The sequence below is a fragment of the Paenibacillus sp. G2S3 genome (assembly GCF_030123105.1).
Taxonomy (GTDB): Bacteria; Bacillota; Bacilli; order Paenibacillales; family Paenibacillaceae; genus Paenibacillus_AQ.
Genome location: NZ_CP126095.1, coordinates 3,118,945 through 3,139,565, shown reverse-complemented (window position 1 = coordinate 3,139,565; position 20,621 = coordinate 3,118,945). Strand labels below are relative to the sequence as shown.

Below are 20,621 nucleotides of genomic sequence, written 5' to 3'. Positions count from 1 at the left end.
GCTCTTTTTTATTTTCTTTTACCGATGTATAACAAATGTGATGAAATGCCCAAGATTGAGGGATCATTAGCTTTGGATATGAGGAAGTTAATCAAGCTCTCATTTCCCTCATGTTGGGTCCAATACTGCTGCTGTTCGGCAGTTAACATGGCTGCAATGCTCGAAGAACCAATTAAATCTATCGACTCAAATCCATTTCTCTCCATGAAAGGCTGAATCTCATCAATGTTAAAATAATAAGCACCTGTAAATCGACCCTTGTCACTATGATTAAAGATTCCGCTCTCATAGAATTCATTGATGGTGTTCATATTATCGTTCGGTTTCCATTGCTGCGGGGATTGTAAAGAATTAATGGTCATTCGCATTCGACTTTGAAAAGCCACAAATACTAAGCCATCCTGCTTGGTCACGCGATGCAACTCTTTTACTGCTAAAACTCGTTCCTCTTCCTTCTGCAAATGATACAAAGGACCGAGCATCAAGGAAACATCATAATTCTCATCAGGTATTCCTTCTAAATCTATCGCATTCAAGTTATGAAACCCGTCAAATTGCTCAGATAATTCTAGTTCAGCTGCCTTTTCCGTTGCTACTTCAACCAATTTAGGTGTTATGTCTGAAAGGGTTACTTTATAGCCGAGCTTTGCCAGTTCCATGGCGTATTTACCGGGTCCTGCGCCATTATCCAGCGCCTTCCCAGCTGATGGCATATATTTCTTGATATAATGCAGATTAATCATGAACTCTAAGGGTTCTCTATCCAGCCTACCCCACTCGTCAAAGCTAGAGTAATAATCAATAATATTGCTCATCTACATAACACCCGCCTTCTTTTGAAGTATATTATCTTCGATATGTCGAAATTTTTCTATAGTTCTTTCTTACATTTTACCATTATAAAATTGATTGAAGGTTTATTCTTCATGTTCTTATTAGGCTCATCCATTTCTGAATACTCGACCAGTCCATATGGTTCGAAATCTCGTGTGATGGTGTCAGAATCATAAAAGAACATTTTCACGCCATCCTTCGTCTGGAAATAATCTTTATCTAATTGTTCGCCCGTTCCAAACATTGGGGCTTTTTTTGAAACCGTTGTAAAAATCATATACCCATTTGGCTTTAACTGATTGTAGCAACCCTGAATAAACTTTTCTCTCTCCTGACGATTCAATAAATGAATAAGGGCATGGCAAAATATACCCTCATAGCGTTTGTTGTCAAAAGGCATGTCCGTTACTGATCCATGAAATATGCTAATATCAATTCCATTTTGCCTCGCCAAATCAATCGCTGTTTGGGAAATCTCAATACCTGTTACATTTATCCCGTTCTCAATAAAAACCTTTGCATTTCTCCCATATCCAATACCTGGTACCAGTATGTCCTTAACATTCTTCTCAATGAAAAAGTCCTTAGTCACGATTGCGGAGTCAGTAGGTTCAAATCCCCACATCGTTTGTTTTTCAATAAAGCTTGATTCCCAGAATTCCGTCATCCTTCATTCTCCTTTATATTAAAGTCATTACGGATTTATATTATCTTTAATTGTTTCCAAAAAAGAACGGATCTTTACTCCGTCTTCATTGTTTTCGCCAAATCTGCAATTTTCTTGTTCTCCAAGTACTGCTCCATCTGTCTTTCAGCGTCAATCACAACCTGTTGAATCAGGCACTCGCTGCCGTGATCCAGGCTGCATTCGAACAAAGATGCAGTCCCTTCGATCGCATGGATAATATCCAGAAAAGAGATCTCTTCGGACTTCCGTCTGAGACGATACCCACCGTTTGCGCCTGGCGCAGATTGAATCAGTCCAGCCTTCACTAGCTTGGTCATCATTTTAGACAGATAGGTTTGTGAAACACCCAGCTTCTCAGCAAGCAATTGAACGCCTACGGGCTTATCGGACGCTGACGTTACCATATAAAGCATTGCATGAAGCGCATAGTCTGTCGCTTGGGAATATTTCATTCAGCACCTCCAATAACGACTTTGAAAATCCATAATAACTCTAATCGTTAAAAAAGACAAGCATGTGCATTGTGCGCCATCGGTTTTTCAAGCTGTATTCGTACAACTTACTTTTTGCTATGCAAGTCCTTGATTAAATAAAGTAATAAATCATCATCGACCATGACTGGTTGGCCTGGTATGACCGGAACATTGTTATACGTCATCCCTCTACCGTCCAAAATGTAACCACGAGAAGTATACATTCTTTGTGCATTACCATAATCTTTGTAGAGCCCTACTCCTAACCCTATAAATCCAGATGTCTTAGCCGCAATATGTTCTAGTTCATCAAATAATTTACTCGCAATCTGCTTTCTTCTATACTCGGGAAAGATATTCAAATCATTAATTTCAGGGATGTGGTCGTCATGAAAAAAAGGATATTTTGATTCATAGAGTAAATGGCAACACCCTGCTACGGAATCATTATAATAGGCTATTAATGTTACCCGGTTATTAGTTTGGTTCTCTCCAAGGCATTCGTGATAATAACTTCCTCGTTGATACCATGCAAATTGTTCAGCAAATTTTTGATCAAGCATCTCAGCTTCTTCAACTGTGGTAAGTCTTGTAATGTTAATAATATCTTTCATCTTTTCCCCTCCATCTCTATTTAAAATAATATCAACGACATGGTCAACCCAACAGATCCCATATTACAAAAAGATCACCGTAGTTGATTTATCTCTGGCTCTATTAGACCAAAGAAAAGCACATCTTGCAATTCTTTTAAATTTGTATATTCCATCTCATCTCCTCCTCATAATGATGTTTTATATTACCAACTAAAAGGCCGAGCTACTTGACTATTAGAAGTCATTAGCTCGACCTTTTTCACCTTTTCATATCTCTTCATGTCTCTTTATATCTAATTTTCTATTCTAAAAAAAATACTAGAACTGACCGAGATCGATAAAATTCAAATCCATGTTAGCTTCATCTTCAGCCTGATTTGTAGCCTCTGTTGATACTGCTTTTCCTTCGTATTCAAGGTTACCACTTGTCAAATTGAATACATATAGACGATTACCTTTGAAATTCTTATAACCCATAATATAGAGATGGTCTTGCTTAAAAGCATAGGTAATGTTTTCACTTAAATCTATATTTGTATTCTTCAGAGTAGTCTCATATTCTTTACTCACGAGATCGTAAGAAATAACAGTGAATCCTATATTTTCCTTACTCGATTCAGCTTTTTGCAGGAAATAAATTTTCTGTCCATAGGCATTCATAATATTATTCAATAACATTTCATGCCCTTGGAACGTGAGCGGCGAGATTTGCCCTGTCTTGACATCTACTTGATATGCCTTTCTATGATTATTTTTGCTAATCCTTAAAATCCATTGCTCCGTGTGCTCCAGATTTTGATTGGCTAGCCATGCGTATTGAGTATCCCCATCTGCTGCTACAGATTTATCGCCTGGTAACGCGAACGGCTCATTCTTAATCTCTTTTGTGGTTAGATTAACACGGATGATCTGCGGTTCAGATACATAACCTGAGGCATTGTGATTCATAAACACCATAGCAACAAGCTGCTGATCAACAAGCTGTACATTTTGTACATACATATCTGAAATATCATGATCTATATTAATATCGGATGTGATTTCAAGCGTATTGTTCTTCTGCTTATTGAGTACAGAAATACTAAGCTTTGCATTTCTCTTCGCTGATGTATCATTTGATCGCTTCGTATCTACTGTCGCATTAACATAAGCAAGCATTTCCTCATTCTCATAGAAACCAGATGTGTTCGTCTTACCGCGCATGAACTGACGATGCTCTTCAATCCACCGATCCAATTGCGTTTTCATTGGTCTTCGATTTAAGCTTTGGCTTATCGCAGACTTTTCATCTGGATAATCTGTACCATTTGTCGTGATATAAGCTCGTTTGATGCCAAAAGTACTATCCTTAATCACGTAATTTCCGTATACAGCTATACCTTCAACGAAGGAAGCATCCCCTTGGACCGTCGTCAGCTTATAATTGGGTGGTATCTCTTGTGAAGCCTGTACATAATACGTCCCGATTGTAACAACTGCAAACACTACAAGAACGGCGGTAACCATATATTTTCTCATTCCTTAACCTCCATACCCCTTCAATTATACCGATATTTTCTTACGCAATAGATACAAGCTGTACCAAAGCGAACCTCCAGCAATGATCACTATTAATCCAAAACAAGCGCCTATAATTTCTCCTGGATAGAAGTAGCTATCGTATCTGCTATAACCCATAAGATAGGGTATTGAGGCTAATCCAGCTAGAACCGCTAAGTATAGTACGATCAAACCTATCCCTTTCAGTCTGTAGCTCCGCTCCATTAGAATCGCTGTGAACAAGACGATCAAGCCCGTAATGCCCAGTCCATAGTATAGTACAAACTCAGAAAAGTAGGGCGGAACCAGAAATTTAAGTACAGTAGGATACTTCAAAAAATCAAATACCGAGATATTCCGATATAATTCAGTAGGAAGAATCGACTGTGCTATCAAACGCTCCAGTGGAACAAGGATAATTTGCAGGGCGACAAGTCCAAATACGAATAGCAAGATCGTAACCAGCTTGGCAAAATACAAATTCGCCCGATTGGATGGCAACGTGAGCAGACGATATACTACCGTATTTTTACCTCTCCAGTCACGGTACCAGATGAAGCAGCTATATATTAGCAACACTGTGATGCTCAAAAATATGGGTCCAAAATATAGAAGTCCATTATAGTAATCATACACCATACTATTTAGCTGAATATATCCAGTCACATTGTGATATTGCTCAAGGGTCCATTGATTCACTCTCATTGCCTTATTCGCAGAATCCAGCCACTGATTAGCACCGATGGTGACTGCTGCAAGTTGCAAGGCGACTGTCAGCACTATGAGCCCAATATATATTTTGACAAATCGGTTCATTTCAAAATTCAACAGCTTCACAAAAGCTCTCATTTCTTGTACACCTCTCTCATTACGTCCGTAATGGACTTACCTTCCTGCTCGCGTACTTCTTCACAGTAGAATTCACGTTCTACCTTCCCGTGCTGTAGCAAGACCACTTTATCAATTAAATGCTCAATATCGTTAATTTCATGAGTTGTAATAATCACACCACGATCCTCGATCAATTCACTCGTGAACACATCAGTAATTTGCTCGCGGCTAAACATATCAATCCCTGAGAAAGGTTCGTCCATTAGGATGTAATCACAATCCAAAGCAAGTCCAAGCAACAAATTTAACTTTGCAGCCATCCCCTTCGATAATGAAGACACGCGATCTTTAGAGCTCAGTTCGAAGAACTTAAGCAATTCCTCTGCACGTTCAGCATTCCAATTCCGATAAAAGTCAGCCATAAAGCTCAAGCAATCAGTAATTCGCATATTGGAGGGCATCGTTAACGAGTCTGGAATGAAAGTGATTTTCTCATACATCTCAGGTGTAAGTAGTGCATTATCGATTAAGACTTCACCTTTGTATGGTGTCAGTCCCATGATGGACTTCAGCACCGTTGACTTCCCGGCACCATTGATACCGATCAGGCAGGTAATCTCTCCCTTAGCAGCAGTGAAGCTAACGCCATTTAGTACCTTCTTGAATCCATAATTCTTCACCATCTGATTCACTTGAATCATCTTGTGTCACCACCCTCTGGAGATAACTTTCGCTCGGATGTATATTTTGTCTTTATAATGTCTACCAGCTCTTCAACTGGAATTTGAATATTCCGAATGGAACCGATGAATATATCCACTGCACTTTCGATTAATTCAGCTCGAATCGAGCTTAGGATTTGCTGATCCTGTGTAATTCGACTCGGGGAATTTCCTTCTGTAACGATCAAACCTTGTTCCTCCATTTCCTTATATGCCTTCTGCGCCGTGTTCGCATTAATCTTCATTAATGATGCCAATTCACGCCGTGAAGGAATTTTGTCTCCCGCTCCGATCTGCCCTGTGGCGATCTGTTCCTTGAAATGACGCACAACTTGAATATATACCGGCTCACGAATATTAAAGCTGACGCCTGATTTCTGTTCTTCTGTCATACAACCAACTCCATATACTAAGTGTGTGTACTAAGTGGTTCATACATCTTATGCATGTACTATACGTGTAATACACTTTTGTGTCAATAGTTTAATTTTGAGCACAGGATTCTGGGGTTATCGTTCTTAGCCATTGTATTTTGTGCAACAGAACTTATTTAAATCGAGCTGAATGATACTTCTGTTGTATTTTGTACAATCGATCCAATGAAAATTGCCCATTATAGCACATTTCCCGTAGTTTGATTGCACAAAGTACAGTAGATGGTAGTTAATGAGCGAGAATAGTGATTTCTATTGTACAATCTGCAATGGGAACGTAAAGTTGAGTTGTATCCACTAGTTTAAGTATTGATAATTCCATAAACCGCAAAAAAAGCTGCCGTGTGGCAGCTTTTGCTTAAAAGTATAGCATCTCAGAAAAGATATCGAGGGTAATAAACAATTATAACTAAACATGCGTGTGATGGCGGACTTTTATCCCCATCTCTCTAATTTTAAAGAACGATAGTTATTTTTTATGTAGTTAAAGCCAGAATAGACAGTTATGATTAATGCAATATAGATAAGGATTTGATCGAAAGGTATATTCGTAAAAAAGGTGAATGGGTGGTTTGCAAACATAACTGCGGTAATTGCTACTACTTGAGATACCATTTTAATTTTACCGTATTGATCAGCTTGCAGAACTATTTTCTGAGAAGCAGCGACAAGTCTAATTCCTGTAATGATAACTTCCCTTGCTACAATAACTAAAGCAACCCATGCGTATAACATCTGCTGACTTACTAGTAGGATCAACGCTGCAGATATGAGTAACTTATCCGCTAATGGATCAAGTAACTTCCAATCAGGGTATTTTGTGAAAAGCACTATAAAGATAGGGATTAATAATATTCTGGCGATTGTTATTCTATTTGCAAGATTCATAATTCCCTCCTTCGAGTATATAACCTTCATTGGAATTTTTTAAAACGATATCAAAGTTTCGATGATAAGGATGCATAAATAACTCATATTGAATTCTACGCTCTTCATGAGATTTTCTTAAATCATTAATATCTGTTCCTCTTTCAGAGACATCTCGTAGACTCCTTCTCATCAATTCAGTTTCTCCATCTGTATATAAGTAAACTTTCAGATCAAACAAATTCGGGTCTGAAAAAGCAACGCTCATGCCTTCTACAATATTCATTCTATTGTGTGAAGCTATTAAAGTACTCTTTAAATAATTTGTGTCTATTGTATAAAAATCTAAACCCTCTCGCATCATTCGAATATCTCTCTCTAAAGCGGATACATTATGAGCAGCAGGATGACAAGCTGTCATTTTATTATGATGAGTTTCATTGTTATACTCATACTCGATTAAAGTGTACTTTCTAAGATGAGAGCCGATAATATAGGGATCAGTATTAATATAATTTACGCCCTCATGACCCAGAAGCTTTAAAAGATTATGGGCAAACGTTGTCTTACCAGCAGCACCATGACCCGAAATCCCAATGGTGACTCTTTTCGCTTCAGCACTAATCAAATTGGCTATTTCATTAAATATTTTATCCATAGTTCCCTCCATCTTGTCGTTATATATTTGAACCTATTAATAATTCTCGGGCGGGGCACTAAGTCTAGTGTCTGGTCTAAAATACTTGATATAGTTATGGTAGATTTCTGTCTCTTCAAATCCAAGGCTTTCATATAACGATTTTGCAAAATTGCCTTTGACTACTTCAAGGTTGACCTTATCCTCGCCCTTGCGAATAATCTCATTAACAAGAAATTTAACAAAAGCTCTACCATAACCTCGTGATTGATGTTCTATCGAAATAGCAACAATACTTATTTTATTTCCTGCTATTTTTCCTATAGCTACTATAGTATCATCAACTGTCATTACAAACATATTGTCTTTATTTTTCTTAAACTGTTCCCGTTCCCATTCCACGGGTGTATAAAAAAACGAAGGATACATACCTATACGTTGACGCATATGATAGAAAGCTAATTCGCAAACTCTGTCCCATTCAAAGTAATCATTCTCCTCATAATTTCTAACCACAATATTCTCAGAAGGAAAAGGGTCGCCCATTCGTTCCATAATATATGAGGTAAAGTATATGCGATAATCATTTCTTTCCAAGACGGTGATTAATTCAACATCGCTAGAAAGAACATTGAATACTGTATGCTCTACTAATTCATTATGTATAAGCACTTTTTCATATTCTTCTATTAACTTCGATCCAACATCCATTATGTCATACTCTTTACTGACAAATAGGGTCGCTTGTGGTTTTCTTCCGAACCCATTAAATGAAAGAAAGCCTATGAGTGTATCCTTAATAAGGGCAACCAAAATATTATCTTTGTTGATCCCTTCATCCTGACAAAAAATCTTCAATAGATCATTATTGTGAACTAACAATCGTTCGATTTGCTCCTTATCTCTTAGCGGACTATATTTGTGTATTAAAAAAGGGGGCATCTTGCTCCTCCATTCTAGAGACTTGTTATACCAAAAATAATTTTAAACGCGTTATAACTTTTCTTACTTTTTTTAAAACCTTGCTTTAAGTCGAGGATAACTACGGTTTTGCCAATCCAAATCCTAATATATAGCGAACGGAACCTTATCGGTTTCACAATTCCTTTTTCTTCAAATTCAGTTCCATCCTCTAACTCCGTTTCAGTTCTAATAAACCATGTATTGCCGAGACCACATTCAATATATTTCATATATCTAGCTCACTTTCCTCCCAAATAATTAGATGAGCCCATTCATATCATCATACTAATTAGGTTTAATCTGGTAAATAATAAATATTGTAAAACTACCTTATCTGATAAAAGAACAGGCTCCCGAATAATTCCGGCAGCCTGTTGTGAGTGTGTTATGATTTTATTTCCCTCTGATAAAAGTCATATAATAGATCAATCGATGAACTCGAAAAGATAGACGTGGCTTGTTCAATTTTCTCGCGTTTCCAAGCGAACCATCGCATTTCCTTTAACATTTCGATTTCATGATCTGTAAATCGTTTTCTGATCTCTTTAGCAGGGTTGCCGCCTACTATCGTATATGGTGGAACGTCTTTCACAACAACCGAGCCTGCCGCAACAATAGCACCCTCACCTATTTTCACGCCTGGCATAATCATTGCATTCATCCCAATCCAGGCATCACTTTCTATGATCGTATCCCCTTTGGGTTCATAAGAGGTCTCGATCTGGTCTGCAAAAGGATATACGGTAATCCATTCAGGATGATGATTGTGATTTCCACCCATTAAAATAATTACACCACTTGCAATACAAACATAATTTCCTATAATCAATTTATCTAAATGCCAACCATAATCTTCGATCGGGTTAAATAACTTTCTCGATGTTTCGTCTCCCCAAAGATATCTGACGCAACCATCTTCAAAATCAAGATTATCGTAATAACCAGAATAGTAAGAGTACTCCCCTACCTCAATCAATGGGTTGGTGACAATATCCTTTAAATACTTAATTTCAGACCAGTGGTTAAATTGATGTTTTTTCATTTTCTTTTCCTCGCTTCTAAGTAATTTATAGCGTTTATACTTAGAAGCTTGATACAGTAGCGACATTCTTAAACCGTTTCAAACGACGAACCATCGTCCTCATCCTTTTCCTAATTGATGGGGTCATTGTAACAAACGAATGATTTGTTCGTCAAATCAACCTCTCTGTCTAAACTCAATTAATTTTGAATATTTCGTCTTACGGCTTTATTCATTTATTCCTTAAGCATCCTCGTCACTTTTGTACTCTAAAATATCCCCAGGCTGACAATCTAAAGCCTTACAAATCGCCTCTAAAGTAGATAATCGAACCGCTTTTGCCTTTCCATTTTTCAATATAGACAGGTTAGCCATGGTTATTCCAACCCGCTCCGAAAGTTCGGTTACGCTCATTTTTCTTTTAGCCAGCATCACGTCAATATTTATAATAATCGCCATTGTTTTCTCCTCAGACCGTTAAGTCATTTTCTGATTTTATATCAATAGCTTCCTTCAAAAGCTTTTGGAGAACTGCAGCAAAAACGGCAATCACCATGGAAGCAAAAATCATAACCATAGCGATGATTATGATTCCTGGGGCATCATCTTTCTCACTGATGAGATAGTAGAGTGGCATCCCTGCCACATACACACCACAGATTGTAATCGCACAATTTTTTATATTTTTTAATACCTTTACAGAAAAATCCGAGAAAGCATTGTTCTTATCAATATAGCCTAACAGTTTAAAAGCTTGATACAGCGCAATGTAAAAAGGTATCGCCGATGCATACAAATCGATGAAAATGAGATATTTAATAAAACTATAATCGGGATATAATTCTACTGCATAATTCGCTATTGCAGGTACTAAAAATATACACAAAGCAAGAACTGGAATTCCAATAAGAACGATAACTATCTTTAAAAAAAGTGTTGATCCTTGTTTCATAAAATACACCTCACAAAGTTATTTTCAAATTGAATTTAACATATAATTTATCGTTTCACAATATATTTCGATTGTTTATTAATACACTTCAATTATTTTAGTTATTCAACAGAGTGAATAATAAAAACAGCGACAGCCATGGACTAGAAATCACAGTCCTGAGCTGCCGCTATTTTAGAGATCGATCATGTACACCCTTAGCTTACTGCTTGGTAATCATCCACGTCACACCAAACCTATCGATGACTTCACCATAAAAAGCACCCCAAGGCTGTAGAGAGAATGGATATTTACTTTCACCGCCCTCGCTTAGCTTGGCATATGCCGTTCTAGCTTCTGTCTCATCATCATAGTTCAAAGAAAGGCTGATGTTGCGGTTATACGAAACAGGCTCGAAGGAATCGGCAAACATTAATGTATTCGATCCCGCCACATTCAAAGCCAAATGCATGATTTTATCTTTTATCGCCTCAGGTGTTTCCGGAGTCTCACCATATGTGGTGAAAAACTGAATTTCGCCACCTAGTGACTCCACATAAAAATTCGCTTGACCTCTTGCATCCTCCGACATCAAATAAGAGTTAATTTGTGCTCCCATAAAATTTCAACAACCTTTCCATCTGAATTTGTCTTTATATAAACACGACGAAGAAAGAATGCTTAAATCGACAAAGGGAAAAATTATTTTAATTTATTTATTGAGCATCTATTTAATATTTAACCTCATTGTTCTACCATACAGATAATCTTGTTCTGAAGTCATTTTCATTCGTAATGTATTGCACAGCATCATATCCATTTGAAATTGCGTTATGACACAGTGCTTCAAGCATCCTCTGGTCTTTACAATAAACCGAAGCATATTCACAATCGACGACTAAAAGTACAAACTGGCAATCACTATGTAAGAACTCCTCATAGGTCTGAACATCTATTACGTCCTTCTCTTGTGGAAAAGCCTTGAAGTTCGCAAAGATAATATAATATTCATTATTCTCCAAAAGTTCTTTCAAAACCCTGCCGTCCATCCCATAGATTTCTTCGTGGAACAGAGCTTCACCTAACGTATCGTTTTGAATAAAATAAGATTCCTCGCCACCTATATACCAATGGAATGTCTCCGTATTAAATGGCTTTAATAGATCTCCAAGTACTTTCCCGTAATCATTTGGAATCTTAAAAGTGATTCCTCGTTTCATATATACCCCACTTTTCTGTTCAATTTCCCTATACAAAAAACCTATGAATTAAAATCCATAGGCTTTTTTGAAGAAAATCTCTGTCAATTATCATGCTTTCGAGTGATTGATCATCGCTTAACTATGCACTCGCTCTTTTCCACCTAGACCCAATGTTGTTGCCGTTAAAGTATGCACTTCATGTAATAGCTCTGGATTTTCCAGTAGTGAAAGGCCATAAGAAGGAATCATTTCTTTAATTTTCGGTTCCCACTCTTTTATATGCTGAGGGAAACATTTGTTAAGCACTTCAAGCATTACGTGAACAGCTGTAGAAGCACCTGGAGAAGCCCCAAGCAATGCTGCAATCGAACCATCTGCGGCGCTAATTACCTCTGTACCAAATTGGAGAATACCTTTGCCATCCTCTGTATCTTTGATAACCTGCACGCGTTGGCCTGCTACGACTAAATCCCAATCCTCGATTTTGGCATTAGGGATAAACACTCGTAATTCCTCCATGCGCTTTTCTTTCGATAACAATACTTGCTCGATCAGGTATTTGGTCAGAGACATGTTCTTCGCACCTGCTGACAACATCGTTAGAAGATTATCCGGTTTTACGGAAGTGATCAAATCAAACATTGAACCGGTTTTTAAAAATTTTGGCGAGAAGCCAGCAAACGGTCCAAATAGCAACGATTTTTTGTTGTCAATAAATCTAGTGTCCAGATGTGGAACAGACATTGGAGGCGCTCCAACCTTAGCTTTACCGTATACTTTTGCATGATGCTGCGCTATAACCTCTGGTTTATTACACACCATAAATATTCCACTTACCGGGAATCCTCCAATATGTTTGCCTTCAGGTATACCGGATTTTTGCAGGATATGCAAGCTTCCTCCCCCGCCACCAACAAAGACAAATTTTGCAGTATGGTGTTCAATGGTACCGCTGTCGTTCTTAACTCTCAAGTCCCACGATCCATCACTAGTACGTTTGATTCCATTCACACTATGTTTATAATGAAGATCTACATTTTTACTCTTTAAGTGATCAAATAATATGCGCGTTAAAGCACCAAAGTTAACATCTGTGCCAGAGTCAATTTTTGTTGCAGCTATAGGTTCATTCGATGGACGGTTTTGTATAATAAGCGGTATCCATTCTATTAGTTTACTTGAGTCATCAGAGAATTCCATACCTTGAAACAAAGGATTTTTTGACAGCGCTTCAAATCTTCTCTTCAAAAAAGCTACATCCTTCTCCCCTAGTACCAAACTCATATGGGGCAAGGGCATGATAAAGTCCTGCGGATTATGTATCAGCTTACGATTTACCAAATAAGACCAAAATTGCATTGAAAGCTGAAACTGTTCATTAATTTGGATAGCTTTACTTATATCTACTGTTCCATCGGATTTTTCGACAGTGTAGTTAAGCTCGCAGAGCGCCGCATGTCCAGTTCCTGCATTATTCCATTCATTAGAGCTTTCCTCACCTGCATTTTCGAGCTTTTCAAACACTTTAATCTTCCAATCCGGTACTAATTCTTTTAAAAGTGTTCCTAAAGTCGCACTCATGATTCCAGCACCAATTAAAATGACGTCTGTTTCAGTTGCACTTTTGCCCATTATTACCATCCTTATCCCCTGAATTTTGCAGAAAGGATGTGGGCGCTCCTTCTTAGGCGTCACACCTTTTCTGACTCAATTATACCCTTATCCGAGTGTATTACAATTATTTATAAATTTAATATCTACTATTATATGAAAAAAATAAATTATTTAAAAGCTTGCAAAAAAGAGAGAAATAAGTCCTCAAGGTTAAGGAACTTAAGCTACAGCCATAAACCCGCTTCATGCAAGGATTAATAACAGCTAAGCATTATTAATAAAATAAATAAACATGCTGCCCGCAGCAGCAAGATCAACAATTGCCCATAAGAAGTTCTTTCGAATTAGCATGAGCAAAGCTGCGATTACGCTAACGAAACAAGCAATGAGCATAATAAAAAAGGTGGTGAATAATCCACCAGAAAGAAACATCAGTACGTATAATATGACAAAGGAAAACACAATGGTCTGCACAATGGAAATTAGCTTGGTGTTCGTTCTAATGTTCTGTAGTATCTTCCCCATATTGTATGCGCCCTCCAATTATCTTGCTTTTTATAACCTATACTTTCTTTAGATTATTCCACTAAGGAGAATTAATCAAATCCATCCCCCTCTGTAAGCCGTAGTCTTCTTAGTGTTTAACCCAATATGGAAAGTCCCTAAACACGAAAAAGCTGCCTCATTCGTAGATAATTCTACTCTTGGAACAGCCTTAGCTATGTTAGTGATTTACTTATTCCTCTGTGATGAACTATAAATATCCTTCACCAGCTTCAGCGCTTTTATCCCCTCAGTACCGTCCAACCAAAACTTTCGTCCGCTCAAAATATGGCCATAGAAGTCCTCAATTAGTCTCTTATGCCCAGTCCCCCAATACGATTTACCTTCCGTAGGACTGAATATAGGTTCACAAACCAAGGTTTCCTTTCCATCTTTCCAAAGATATAAGTGGTCTCGCCGGAGGTTAAGAGTCCCCTCTTCAAAAACTAACTCCAACTCCACCGGTGAGTTCTCAAGATAGGTATTCGTACCATAAAACAGCCCGCGAACATTATTGGTGAAGTCGATACAAGCATGGGCAGTATCTTCTACTTCAATGACACCATCCAACACATCCGTGGTTATACTGCCCTTCACGGAAGTAATTTCACCCCCATACCACTGGAGTAAGTCCAAGGTATGAATGGTCTGATTGATTAGAACACCTCCACCTTCCGAAAACCATCGTCCTCTCCAGTTGCTATCTTTGTAATAACTTTCGTTTCGATGCCAGGTTACGACACCTTTCATACAAAGCAATTTCCCTAAATCACCAGAATCTATAGTCTTCTTAATATAAACGGAAGCATCATTATAGCGGTTCTGGAACACCACACCAAGCTGGCCAGAGCTCACTTCCGCTGCTTCCAGCATAAGCTTGGCTGAAGGCAGGTCGACGGCGATTGGCTTTTCTGTTAATACATGCTTCCCTGCACGTAATAGCTCTACAGCCATTTCTGCATGAAGATAATGAGGGGTACAGAGATGTACAACATCAATACGTTTATCGTTTAGTATTTCCCTATAATCATCAGTGGCATGGCAGGCGTATTCTATTCCGGCACGTGTAGCTTTATCAGCATCTATATCTACAACTGTAAGTAGATTTACATCTTTTATAGACGATATTGATTTAGCATGGAGAGGAAAAATCGCCCCGCAGCCAATGATCGCAACTCCAAGTTGGTTCATCTATACCACCCTCCATTCATCGTTCCATTCGCTATTTAAGTTGATTAGGGGTTAGATTAGTCGCTTGGGCTTGAGCCTTCAAACATAGTTCAGCTGCCTTGAAGACATGTGCTTGTGTCATGGCCTGCTCCGTCCGGTTCAGACAATCAAGGATAAGCTCACCAAAGAACGGAAATCCGACCTTTCCAGCCACATGCTCATAATGCTCTCCTTCTCCGTTCACCCAGTACACATGATCCGGTGTATTTGAACGCCCGATATCACTGTACTTGCGGAGCTCTATGTAGCCTTCAGTACCCATGATCATTGTACGCCCATCTCCCCAGGTTCCGAGCCCGTCTGGCGTAAACCAATCTACTCGGAAATACTGAGTTGCCCCATTGTCCCCAACAAGCGTCGCATCACCAAAGTCCTCCAATTCAGGATATGAAGAATGATTATAATTAGCTACCTTACTGTGAACAACTGAAGCATCCTGACAATCTGTATAATACAAAAATTGTTCAATTTGGTGGCTGCCGATATCGCAGAGAATCCCCCCATATTTCTCCCGCTCAAAGAACCATTCTGGACGGCTAGAAGCATTTAAACGATGCGGACCTAATCCAATAACTTGAAGTACACGACCAATAGCCCCCTGACGGATCAACTGTCCCGCATAGATTGCGCTTTCAACATGAAGTCGTTCACTAAAGTAAACCATATACTTCTGATTGGTGGCTGCTGCCATAGCTCTAGCAGAATCCAGCTGTTCAAGTGTTGTGAAAGGGGTCTTATCCGTAAAATAATCCTTCCCGTGAGCCATAACCTTATTTCCTAAAGGGCCACGTTCTGAAGGAACTGCCGCCGCCGCAATTAAGCGGACCTCAGGATTTTCCAATATTTCATCCATAGACCCAGCAGCCCTAACTCCCGGATATTTGGCTATGAACGCTTTAACCTTCTCTTCATCCGGATCATATACCCATTTCAGCTCTGCCCCTGCCTCAACGAGCCCATTGCACATCCCGTAAATATGACCGTGATCTAGCGCGATCGCAGCAAATATGAATTCACCTGGCTTTACTACTGGTTTAGCTTCATACGTGGGGGCATAGTTCATTCCATCTTTTATATTCATCAGAATCCTCCTAAATTACTTCTAATCGATTCTATAATAGGTTAAGCAGATAGCGCAGACTAATCTCCAAGCTTTCAAAAGGATCACGACGGCAAACATCCTGCTCCACTACATACCATTCAATGTCTGTTTCTCGGCATGCAGTAATGATCTCATCATAGTTCATGTTTCCTTCACCAATTTCAGCAAAGACCTGTTTCCTATCAACAATCGCCATATCCTTTAAATGTACAACCTGCATTCTGCCTTCCACTTTACGTATCCATTCTTCTGGACTCGCGCCACCTGCCTGAACCCAATATAAATCTAGTATGAAACCAACTGCAGGATCAGTCTCATTAAGCAGCACTTCCATCCCGGTAATACTCTCAAAGCGTTCGAATTCAAAATCATGATTATGATAGACAAATTGCAGACCGTGTTGTTCTTTTAGTGTTATTGCAATTTCAGATATCAATTTCGCAAATTTCCGGTAGCTATCAAGCCCAGTACGAAATTCTTCTGGCAAACTTCCAAGTCCAATGTATTTGCAATTCCAGAGCTTATGCTCTGTGGCCAGAGCCTCCAAATCGTTCACTAACCGATCCCAGGACACATGGGTCGCACATATAGTCAATCCTGCTTCATCCGCATATGCTTTAACTAGCTTCGGGTCGATCGGCCCAATGGATGAAATCTGAATGCTCTCATAACCCATTGCCGATACCTTTTGAAAAGTTGATCTTAAATCCTCCGCGGTTTGAGTAAACTCACGCAAAGTGTACATTTGAGCTGCAATCGTCGAACGTTTCATAGAATTTAACCTCTCTCCTTCGATTTAATGAGTTCCTTTAACATTCAATGTTTTAGACTCTGAGGTTTCCTTTTGAAAAGTCGAGTTTCTCACTTGTTCCATCAGCTTCTCGTAGAATAAATCCGAATCCATCGGTAGCTCCACCCAATTGTCCGTCCAAGCCGATAAATACATGGCATTCGAAAGGGTTAGCCCTTTAATCCCTTCCTCCCCGGGAGCAAGTAACTCTTCATCATGTAAAATGGCATTCGTAAAGTTCCGTAGAATTCCTTTATGCTGCTCCCCTACGCCATCATGTACGGGTATCTCACATTTCCAACATTCTGGACTACCGAAACCTCCCGTGAACTCTGCGTTGAACTGCGGCTCCGGTGTACGTAAACGCCAAAAGGTTAGCTTCCCGTCTTCCACTACGATTTTTCCATTATCGCCATTGATTTCAAAACGATTAGTTCCCGGTGCCTCTCCAGTTGTAGTAATAAACAAACCTGTAGCGCCATTCTCGTATTCCACATAAGCGGTTACATCATCTTCAACCTCAATGTTGCGATATTTTCCAAAGTGGCAAAATGCTCTTATCCGCTTCGGCATCATGCCTGTCGTCCACTGCCATAAATCTAGCTGATGAGGATCTTGATTAAGCAATACCCCACCACCTTCACCCGCCCATGTCGCCCGCCAGCCACCAGAGTTGTAGTAGTTCTGCGATCTATACCAGTCGGTAATAATCCAATTCGTCCGGCGGATCTCACCTAACTCACCAGACTGAATAAGATCTCTCAGCTTCTGATACAAAGGATTAGTACGCTGATTGTACATGATTCCAAATTTGCGATCAGACTCCGCTGCTGCATCATTCATTTGTTGAACAGCTTTCGTATATACTCCTGCAGGTTTCTCGACCAATACATGATAACCATGTTGAAAAGCCTCAATCGCAAGTGTAGGGTGATCATAATGCGGAGTGCAGATTAATACCGCATCCATGACACGTGACTCGAATAATTCCATCGGAGTAGAATACTTCCTTACGTTCTCGGGCAATTGCTCTTCAGCCCATTTCAAACGTTCTTCCCTTATATCACATACGGCTGTAAGCTCAGCCCCCTTAATCTCACTCAGCAGACTTTGCGCATGTGCGGTTCCCATATTTCCAATGCCAATAATTCCATAACGAACTGTACTCATCCCTGATCACTTCCTTATTAATGGTTATGCTTAGAGGATATACTTAATTTAAGGACATGAACATGAGCGAAATTAAGGTTTATTTGTATTTGAGTAAGATGTTTTAGTTAAATAGAACCGTTATAATGAGGATATTAAAGCCTTAAAGGAGTTAAATGATGAACAATCCAGGTAACTTATCAGGACGTCTCCTGCAGAATCTCAAGGTTACTGTGACCCATGCTCAACTTAGTAATCGATATCCCGGATGGAACCGCACGCTGGAAACTCCCGCTTTTAATCGGCTGTATTTTATTGATGGGGGTGAAGGAAAAGTAATTATAAATGGGATTACCTATTATCCGAAGCCAGGTCAGCTAATGATCATGCCTGCGGGAAGCACACAAACTACTGAAACTTCTATGGATGATCCATATATCCGTTATTACTGCCACTTTGATGCTGACATTGGAGAATGGCCCTTATTCCATGCGGAAAAAAAGTTATACATCTGCGATTCACCTAATCCAGATTCAATAAGAGCAATCTTCGTGGAGATGATCGAACAATTTCAAAAGGACGATGTCTTATCTATCCTTCGCACTCAGGCTTGTTTGCTGAATCTCATTGCCACTTGTCTTGAATCAAGCGACAGTAGTCATACAGATTTTATGACGCAATTCATACACACCGGTGACCAAGGCAAGCTGGCTCATGTGCTCCATTACATCGATAAATATCTGAATAAGCCCATAGAGATTGATGAATTAGCAGAGCTTGTCCACCTGCACCCAAACTATTTCATTCCTTATTTCAAAAGATTCATGGGGGTGCCTCCAATGCACTATGTTCAATTGAAACGTATGGAGCACGCTAAAAGACAGCTTTCTTACACAGATTACAGCATTTCGGATATTGCGGAACAAGTCGGCATGGAATTAGCTCATTTCTCTAAATATTTCAAAAAGGCAATGGGTCTTTCCCCATCCGCTTATCGGAATAGTACGAAGTAATTTAAATAGAGATATCCCTCTGAATGGAATGAACTATAATAAAGAAACAGCATGACACATCATTATTTTAAGGTGGGGATGATCATACATATTAGGACAGCTTCATTTAGCGACACGCAAGAAATTGCAAGACTATCCAGTGAGCTCGGATATCCTTTAAATATCGAACAGCTGGCAGATAGACTTCAAGATATCAGAAATCGTAAAGATCATGCTGTTTATGTAGCAGAGTCGGATAGCCAATTAATCGGATGGATTCACGCCAATGTGCGAATGTTAATTGAATCTCCACCCTTTGTTGAAATTTGTGGTTTGGTGGTCGATGGGCAGTATCGCGGAGAAGGGGTCGGCAGACAACTTGTTGATACCTGTGAACGCTGGGCAGCACAAATTGGAGTGAACAAAATAAGAGTGCGCACCAACCAAACTAGAGAAGATGCGGTACGTTTCTATACACGTATTGGATTTTCGCAGAAGAAAGCTCAGTTCGTGCTTGATAAGGAACTTTGATTACATTCGAGACTTTTAGTGAGGGAATTTTATGATTGTGGATACATTACGGGTTTTCGTTACAGTTGCTGAGCAAAGTCATTTCTCTAAAGCAGGAGAATTACTGAATCTATCTCAACCCGGTGTCAGTCTACATATCCGGAATCTTGAGAATGAACTAGGCGCAAAGCTTCTACACCGATCTTCGAAACAAGTGAAATTAACCGAAGCAGGTACAATTCTTTATAATCATGCCAAACAAATATTGGCTCACTTCGAAGAAGCTCATCAGGAAATACAAATGCTGCAGGATGAGGTTACTGGCAGTATACATATTGGTGCGAGCTTTACGATTGGAGAGTATATATTGCCCTCAAGACTTGCGGAATTTGCAAATCAATACCCGCATGTCAAACTTCAGGTGACGATCGGTAATACTGAAGAAATTATTGGTGGGGTTAGAACCAATGAATTGGATATTGGGTTCATCGAAGGAGAAGCGCATGAGAATGATCTGATCGTCACGCCTTACATGAAGGACGAGATGATTATCATCTCCCCTGCCAACCACCCTTTGTCAAAAATGGTCTCTGTAGAGCAAGGGATGCTGCAAAATCAGGTTTGGGTGCTGCGAGAGCTTGGTTCTGGAACGCGTGCTTTCAGCGATCACTTTATTCAAGAAGAAGAGATTTGTGTCAAAAGATCTTATGTCTTCAACAGTAGCCAGGGAGTTAAGGAAGCGGTCTCCTCCGGTTTGGGAATCGCTATGCTCTCCAGATGGATTGTGCGCAAAGAATTAGCAAGCGGCGAAATCTATGAGCTCCCCATCAGACACCATCATCTTGAAAGACAATTCTCCATCATCCGCCACAAAGAAAGCCCCTCCTCCATGGCTACCAATGTCTTTATTCAAAAACTACTTGTCTCTAGAAAAGACAAGTAGTTTTTTCTTA

Annotated in this window: 26 protein-coding genes; 3 read left to right on the top strand and 23 right to left on the bottom strand. The window is 39.4% G+C overall.

Annotation, left to right across the window (positions count from 1 at the left end; genetic code table 11):
- Window positions 1–8: 8 nt before the first annotated feature.
- The 23 genes from QNH28_RS13830 to QNH28_RS13720 form a co-directional block, all read right to left on the bottom strand.
- Entirely contained in the window at window positions 9–815 is an 807-nt protein-coding gene (locus tag QNH28_RS13830; protein WP_283911856.1) for a class I SAM-dependent methyltransferase, read from the bottom strand.
- Between the two features lie 56 nt (window positions 816–871).
- Window positions 872–1,501, bottom strand: coding sequence for a class I SAM-dependent methyltransferase (locus tag QNH28_RS13825; RefSeq protein ID WP_283911855.1), 630 nt, complete (start codon window positions 1,499–1,501; stop codon window positions 872–874).
- A gap of 74 nt (window positions 1,502–1,575) precedes the next feature.
- Window positions 1,576–1,974, bottom strand: coding sequence for an RrF2 family transcriptional regulator (locus QNH28_RS13820; protein ID WP_283911854.1), 399 nt, complete (start codon window positions 1,972–1,974; stop codon window positions 1,576–1,578).
- A 107-nt stretch (window positions 1,975–2,081) separates the two neighbouring features.
- Complete coding sequence (locus tag QNH28_RS13815; protein WP_283911853.1) at window positions 2,082–2,609, bottom strand: GNAT family N-acetyltransferase; 528 nt, start codon at window positions 2,607–2,609, stop codon at window positions 2,082–2,084.
- 300 nt (window positions 2,610–2,909) lie between these two features.
- Window positions 2,910–4,109, bottom strand: a complete 1,200-nt coding sequence (locus tag QNH28_RS13810; RefSeq protein ID WP_283911852.1) for a hypothetical protein — start codon at window positions 4,107–4,109, stop codon at window positions 2,910–2,912.
- A 24-nt stretch (window positions 4,110–4,133) separates the two neighbouring features.
- Entirely contained in the window at window positions 4,134–4,979 is an 846-nt protein-coding gene (locus tag QNH28_RS13805; RefSeq protein ID WP_283911851.1) for a hypothetical protein, read from the bottom strand.
- Window positions 4,976–5,662 (bottom strand): ATP-binding cassette domain-containing protein, encoded by a 687-nt coding sequence (locus tag QNH28_RS13800; protein ID WP_283911850.1) that lies wholly within the window; start codon window positions 5,660–5,662, stop codon window positions 4,976–4,978. Before QNH28_RS13800 ends, QNH28_RS13805 begins: the two co-directional genes overlap by 4 nt.
- Window positions 5,659–6,075, bottom strand: coding sequence for a GntR family transcriptional regulator (locus tag QNH28_RS13795; protein ID WP_283911849.1), 417 nt, complete (start codon window positions 6,073–6,075; stop codon window positions 5,659–5,661). Before QNH28_RS13795 ends, QNH28_RS13800 begins: the two co-directional genes overlap by 4 nt.
- 477 nt (window positions 6,076–6,552) lie before the next feature.
- Entirely contained in the window at window positions 6,553–7,005 is a 453-nt protein-coding gene (locus tag QNH28_RS13790; protein WP_283911848.1) for a CDP-alcohol phosphatidyltransferase family protein, read from the bottom strand.
- On the bottom strand, window positions 6,989–7,642 hold the full coding sequence (locus QNH28_RS13785; protein ID WP_283911847.1) for a uridine kinase family protein: 654 nt from the start codon (window positions 7,640–7,642) through the stop codon (window positions 6,989–6,991). The genes QNH28_RS13790 and QNH28_RS13785 overlap by 17 nt, the downstream gene beginning before the upstream one ends.
- Window positions 7,643–7,678: 36 nt before the next feature.
- The gene (locus QNH28_RS13780) at window positions 7,679–8,563 is read right to left on the bottom strand and encodes a GNAT family N-acetyltransferase (RefSeq protein ID WP_283911846.1); all 885 of its coding nucleotides are present in this window, start codon (window positions 8,561–8,563) and stop codon (window positions 7,679–7,681) included.
- Window positions 8,564–8,577: 14 nt separating this feature from the next.
- Complete coding sequence (locus QNH28_RS13775) at window positions 8,578–8,814, bottom strand: DUF3977 family protein (RefSeq protein ID WP_283911845.1); 237 nt, start codon at window positions 8,812–8,814, stop codon at window positions 8,578–8,580.
- 155 nt (window positions 8,815–8,969) lie between these two features.
- Entirely contained in the window at window positions 8,970–9,626 is a 657-nt protein-coding gene (locus tag QNH28_RS13770) for a CatB-related O-acetyltransferase (RefSeq protein WP_283911844.1), read from the bottom strand.
- Between the two features lie 222 nt (window positions 9,627–9,848).
- A complete protein-coding gene (locus tag QNH28_RS13765) occupies window positions 9,849–10,064 on the bottom strand; it encodes a helix-turn-helix domain-containing protein (RefSeq protein ID WP_283911843.1) in 216 nt (71 codons plus the stop codon).
- Window positions 10,065–10,074: 10 nt separating this feature from the next.
- Window positions 10,075–10,557, bottom strand: a complete 483-nt coding sequence (locus QNH28_RS13760) for a DUF2975 domain-containing protein (protein ID WP_283911842.1) — start codon at window positions 10,555–10,557, stop codon at window positions 10,075–10,077.
- Between the two features lie 202 nt (window positions 10,558–10,759).
- A complete protein-coding gene (locus QNH28_RS13755; protein WP_283911841.1) occupies window positions 10,760–11,155 on the bottom strand; it encodes a VOC family protein in 396 nt (131 codons plus the stop codon).
- Between the two features lie 133 nt (window positions 11,156–11,288).
- On the bottom strand, window positions 11,289–11,756 hold the full coding sequence (locus tag QNH28_RS13750; RefSeq protein WP_283911840.1) for a DUF2691 family protein: 468 nt from the start codon (window positions 11,754–11,756) through the stop codon (window positions 11,289–11,291).
- A gap of 117 nt (window positions 11,757–11,873) precedes the next feature.
- A complete protein-coding gene (locus QNH28_RS13745) occupies window positions 11,874–13,370 on the bottom strand; it encodes a malate:quinone oxidoreductase (protein ID WP_283911839.1) in 1,497 nt (498 codons plus the stop codon).
- Window positions 13,371–13,616: 246 nt separating this feature from the next.
- Window positions 13,617–13,877, bottom strand: coding sequence for a hypothetical protein (locus QNH28_RS13740; protein WP_283911838.1), 261 nt, complete (start codon window positions 13,875–13,877; stop codon window positions 13,617–13,619).
- Window positions 13,878–14,084: 207 nt separating this feature from the next.
- Window positions 14,085–15,086, bottom strand: a complete 1,002-nt coding sequence (locus QNH28_RS13735) for a Gfo/Idh/MocA family protein (RefSeq protein WP_283911837.1) — start codon at window positions 15,084–15,086, stop codon at window positions 14,085–14,087.
- Between the two features lie 31 nt (window positions 15,087–15,117).
- The gene (locus QNH28_RS13730) at window positions 15,118–16,206 is read right to left on the bottom strand and encodes a Gfo/Idh/MocA family protein (RefSeq protein WP_283911836.1); all 1,089 of its coding nucleotides are present in this window, start codon (window positions 16,204–16,206) and stop codon (window positions 15,118–15,120) included.
- A 31-nt stretch (window positions 16,207–16,237) separates the two neighbouring features.
- On the bottom strand, window positions 16,238–16,999 hold the full coding sequence (locus tag QNH28_RS13725) for a sugar phosphate isomerase/epimerase family protein (protein ID WP_283911835.1): 762 nt from the start codon (window positions 16,997–16,999) through the stop codon (window positions 16,238–16,240).
- Window positions 17,000–17,023: 24 nt separating this feature from the next.
- Window positions 17,024–18,187, bottom strand: a complete 1,164-nt coding sequence (locus QNH28_RS13720) for a Gfo/Idh/MocA family protein (protein ID WP_283911834.1) — start codon at window positions 18,185–18,187, stop codon at window positions 17,024–17,026.
- A 155-nt stretch (window positions 18,188–18,342) separates the two neighbouring features.
- Between QNH28_RS13720 and QNH28_RS13715 the strand changes: the two genes are divergently transcribed.
- The 3 genes from QNH28_RS13715 to QNH28_RS13705 all read left to right on the top strand — a co-directional run bounded on the left by QNH28_RS13715 (window position 18,343) and on the right by QNH28_RS13705 (window position 20,611).
- A complete protein-coding gene (locus QNH28_RS13715) occupies window positions 18,343–19,179 on the top strand; it encodes a helix-turn-helix domain-containing protein (RefSeq protein WP_349655052.1) in 837 nt (278 codons plus the stop codon).
- A 78-nt stretch (window positions 19,180–19,257) separates the two neighbouring features.
- The gene (locus QNH28_RS13710) at window positions 19,258–19,689 is read left to right on the top strand and encodes a GNAT family N-acetyltransferase (protein ID WP_283911833.1); all 432 of its coding nucleotides are present in this window, start codon (window positions 19,258–19,260) and stop codon (window positions 19,687–19,689) included.
- Between the two features lie 31 nt (window positions 19,690–19,720).
- Window positions 19,721–20,611, top strand: coding sequence for a LysR family transcriptional regulator (locus QNH28_RS13705; protein ID WP_283911832.1), 891 nt, complete (start codon window positions 19,721–19,723; stop codon window positions 20,609–20,611).
- Window positions 20,612–20,621: the final 10 nt, after the last annotated feature.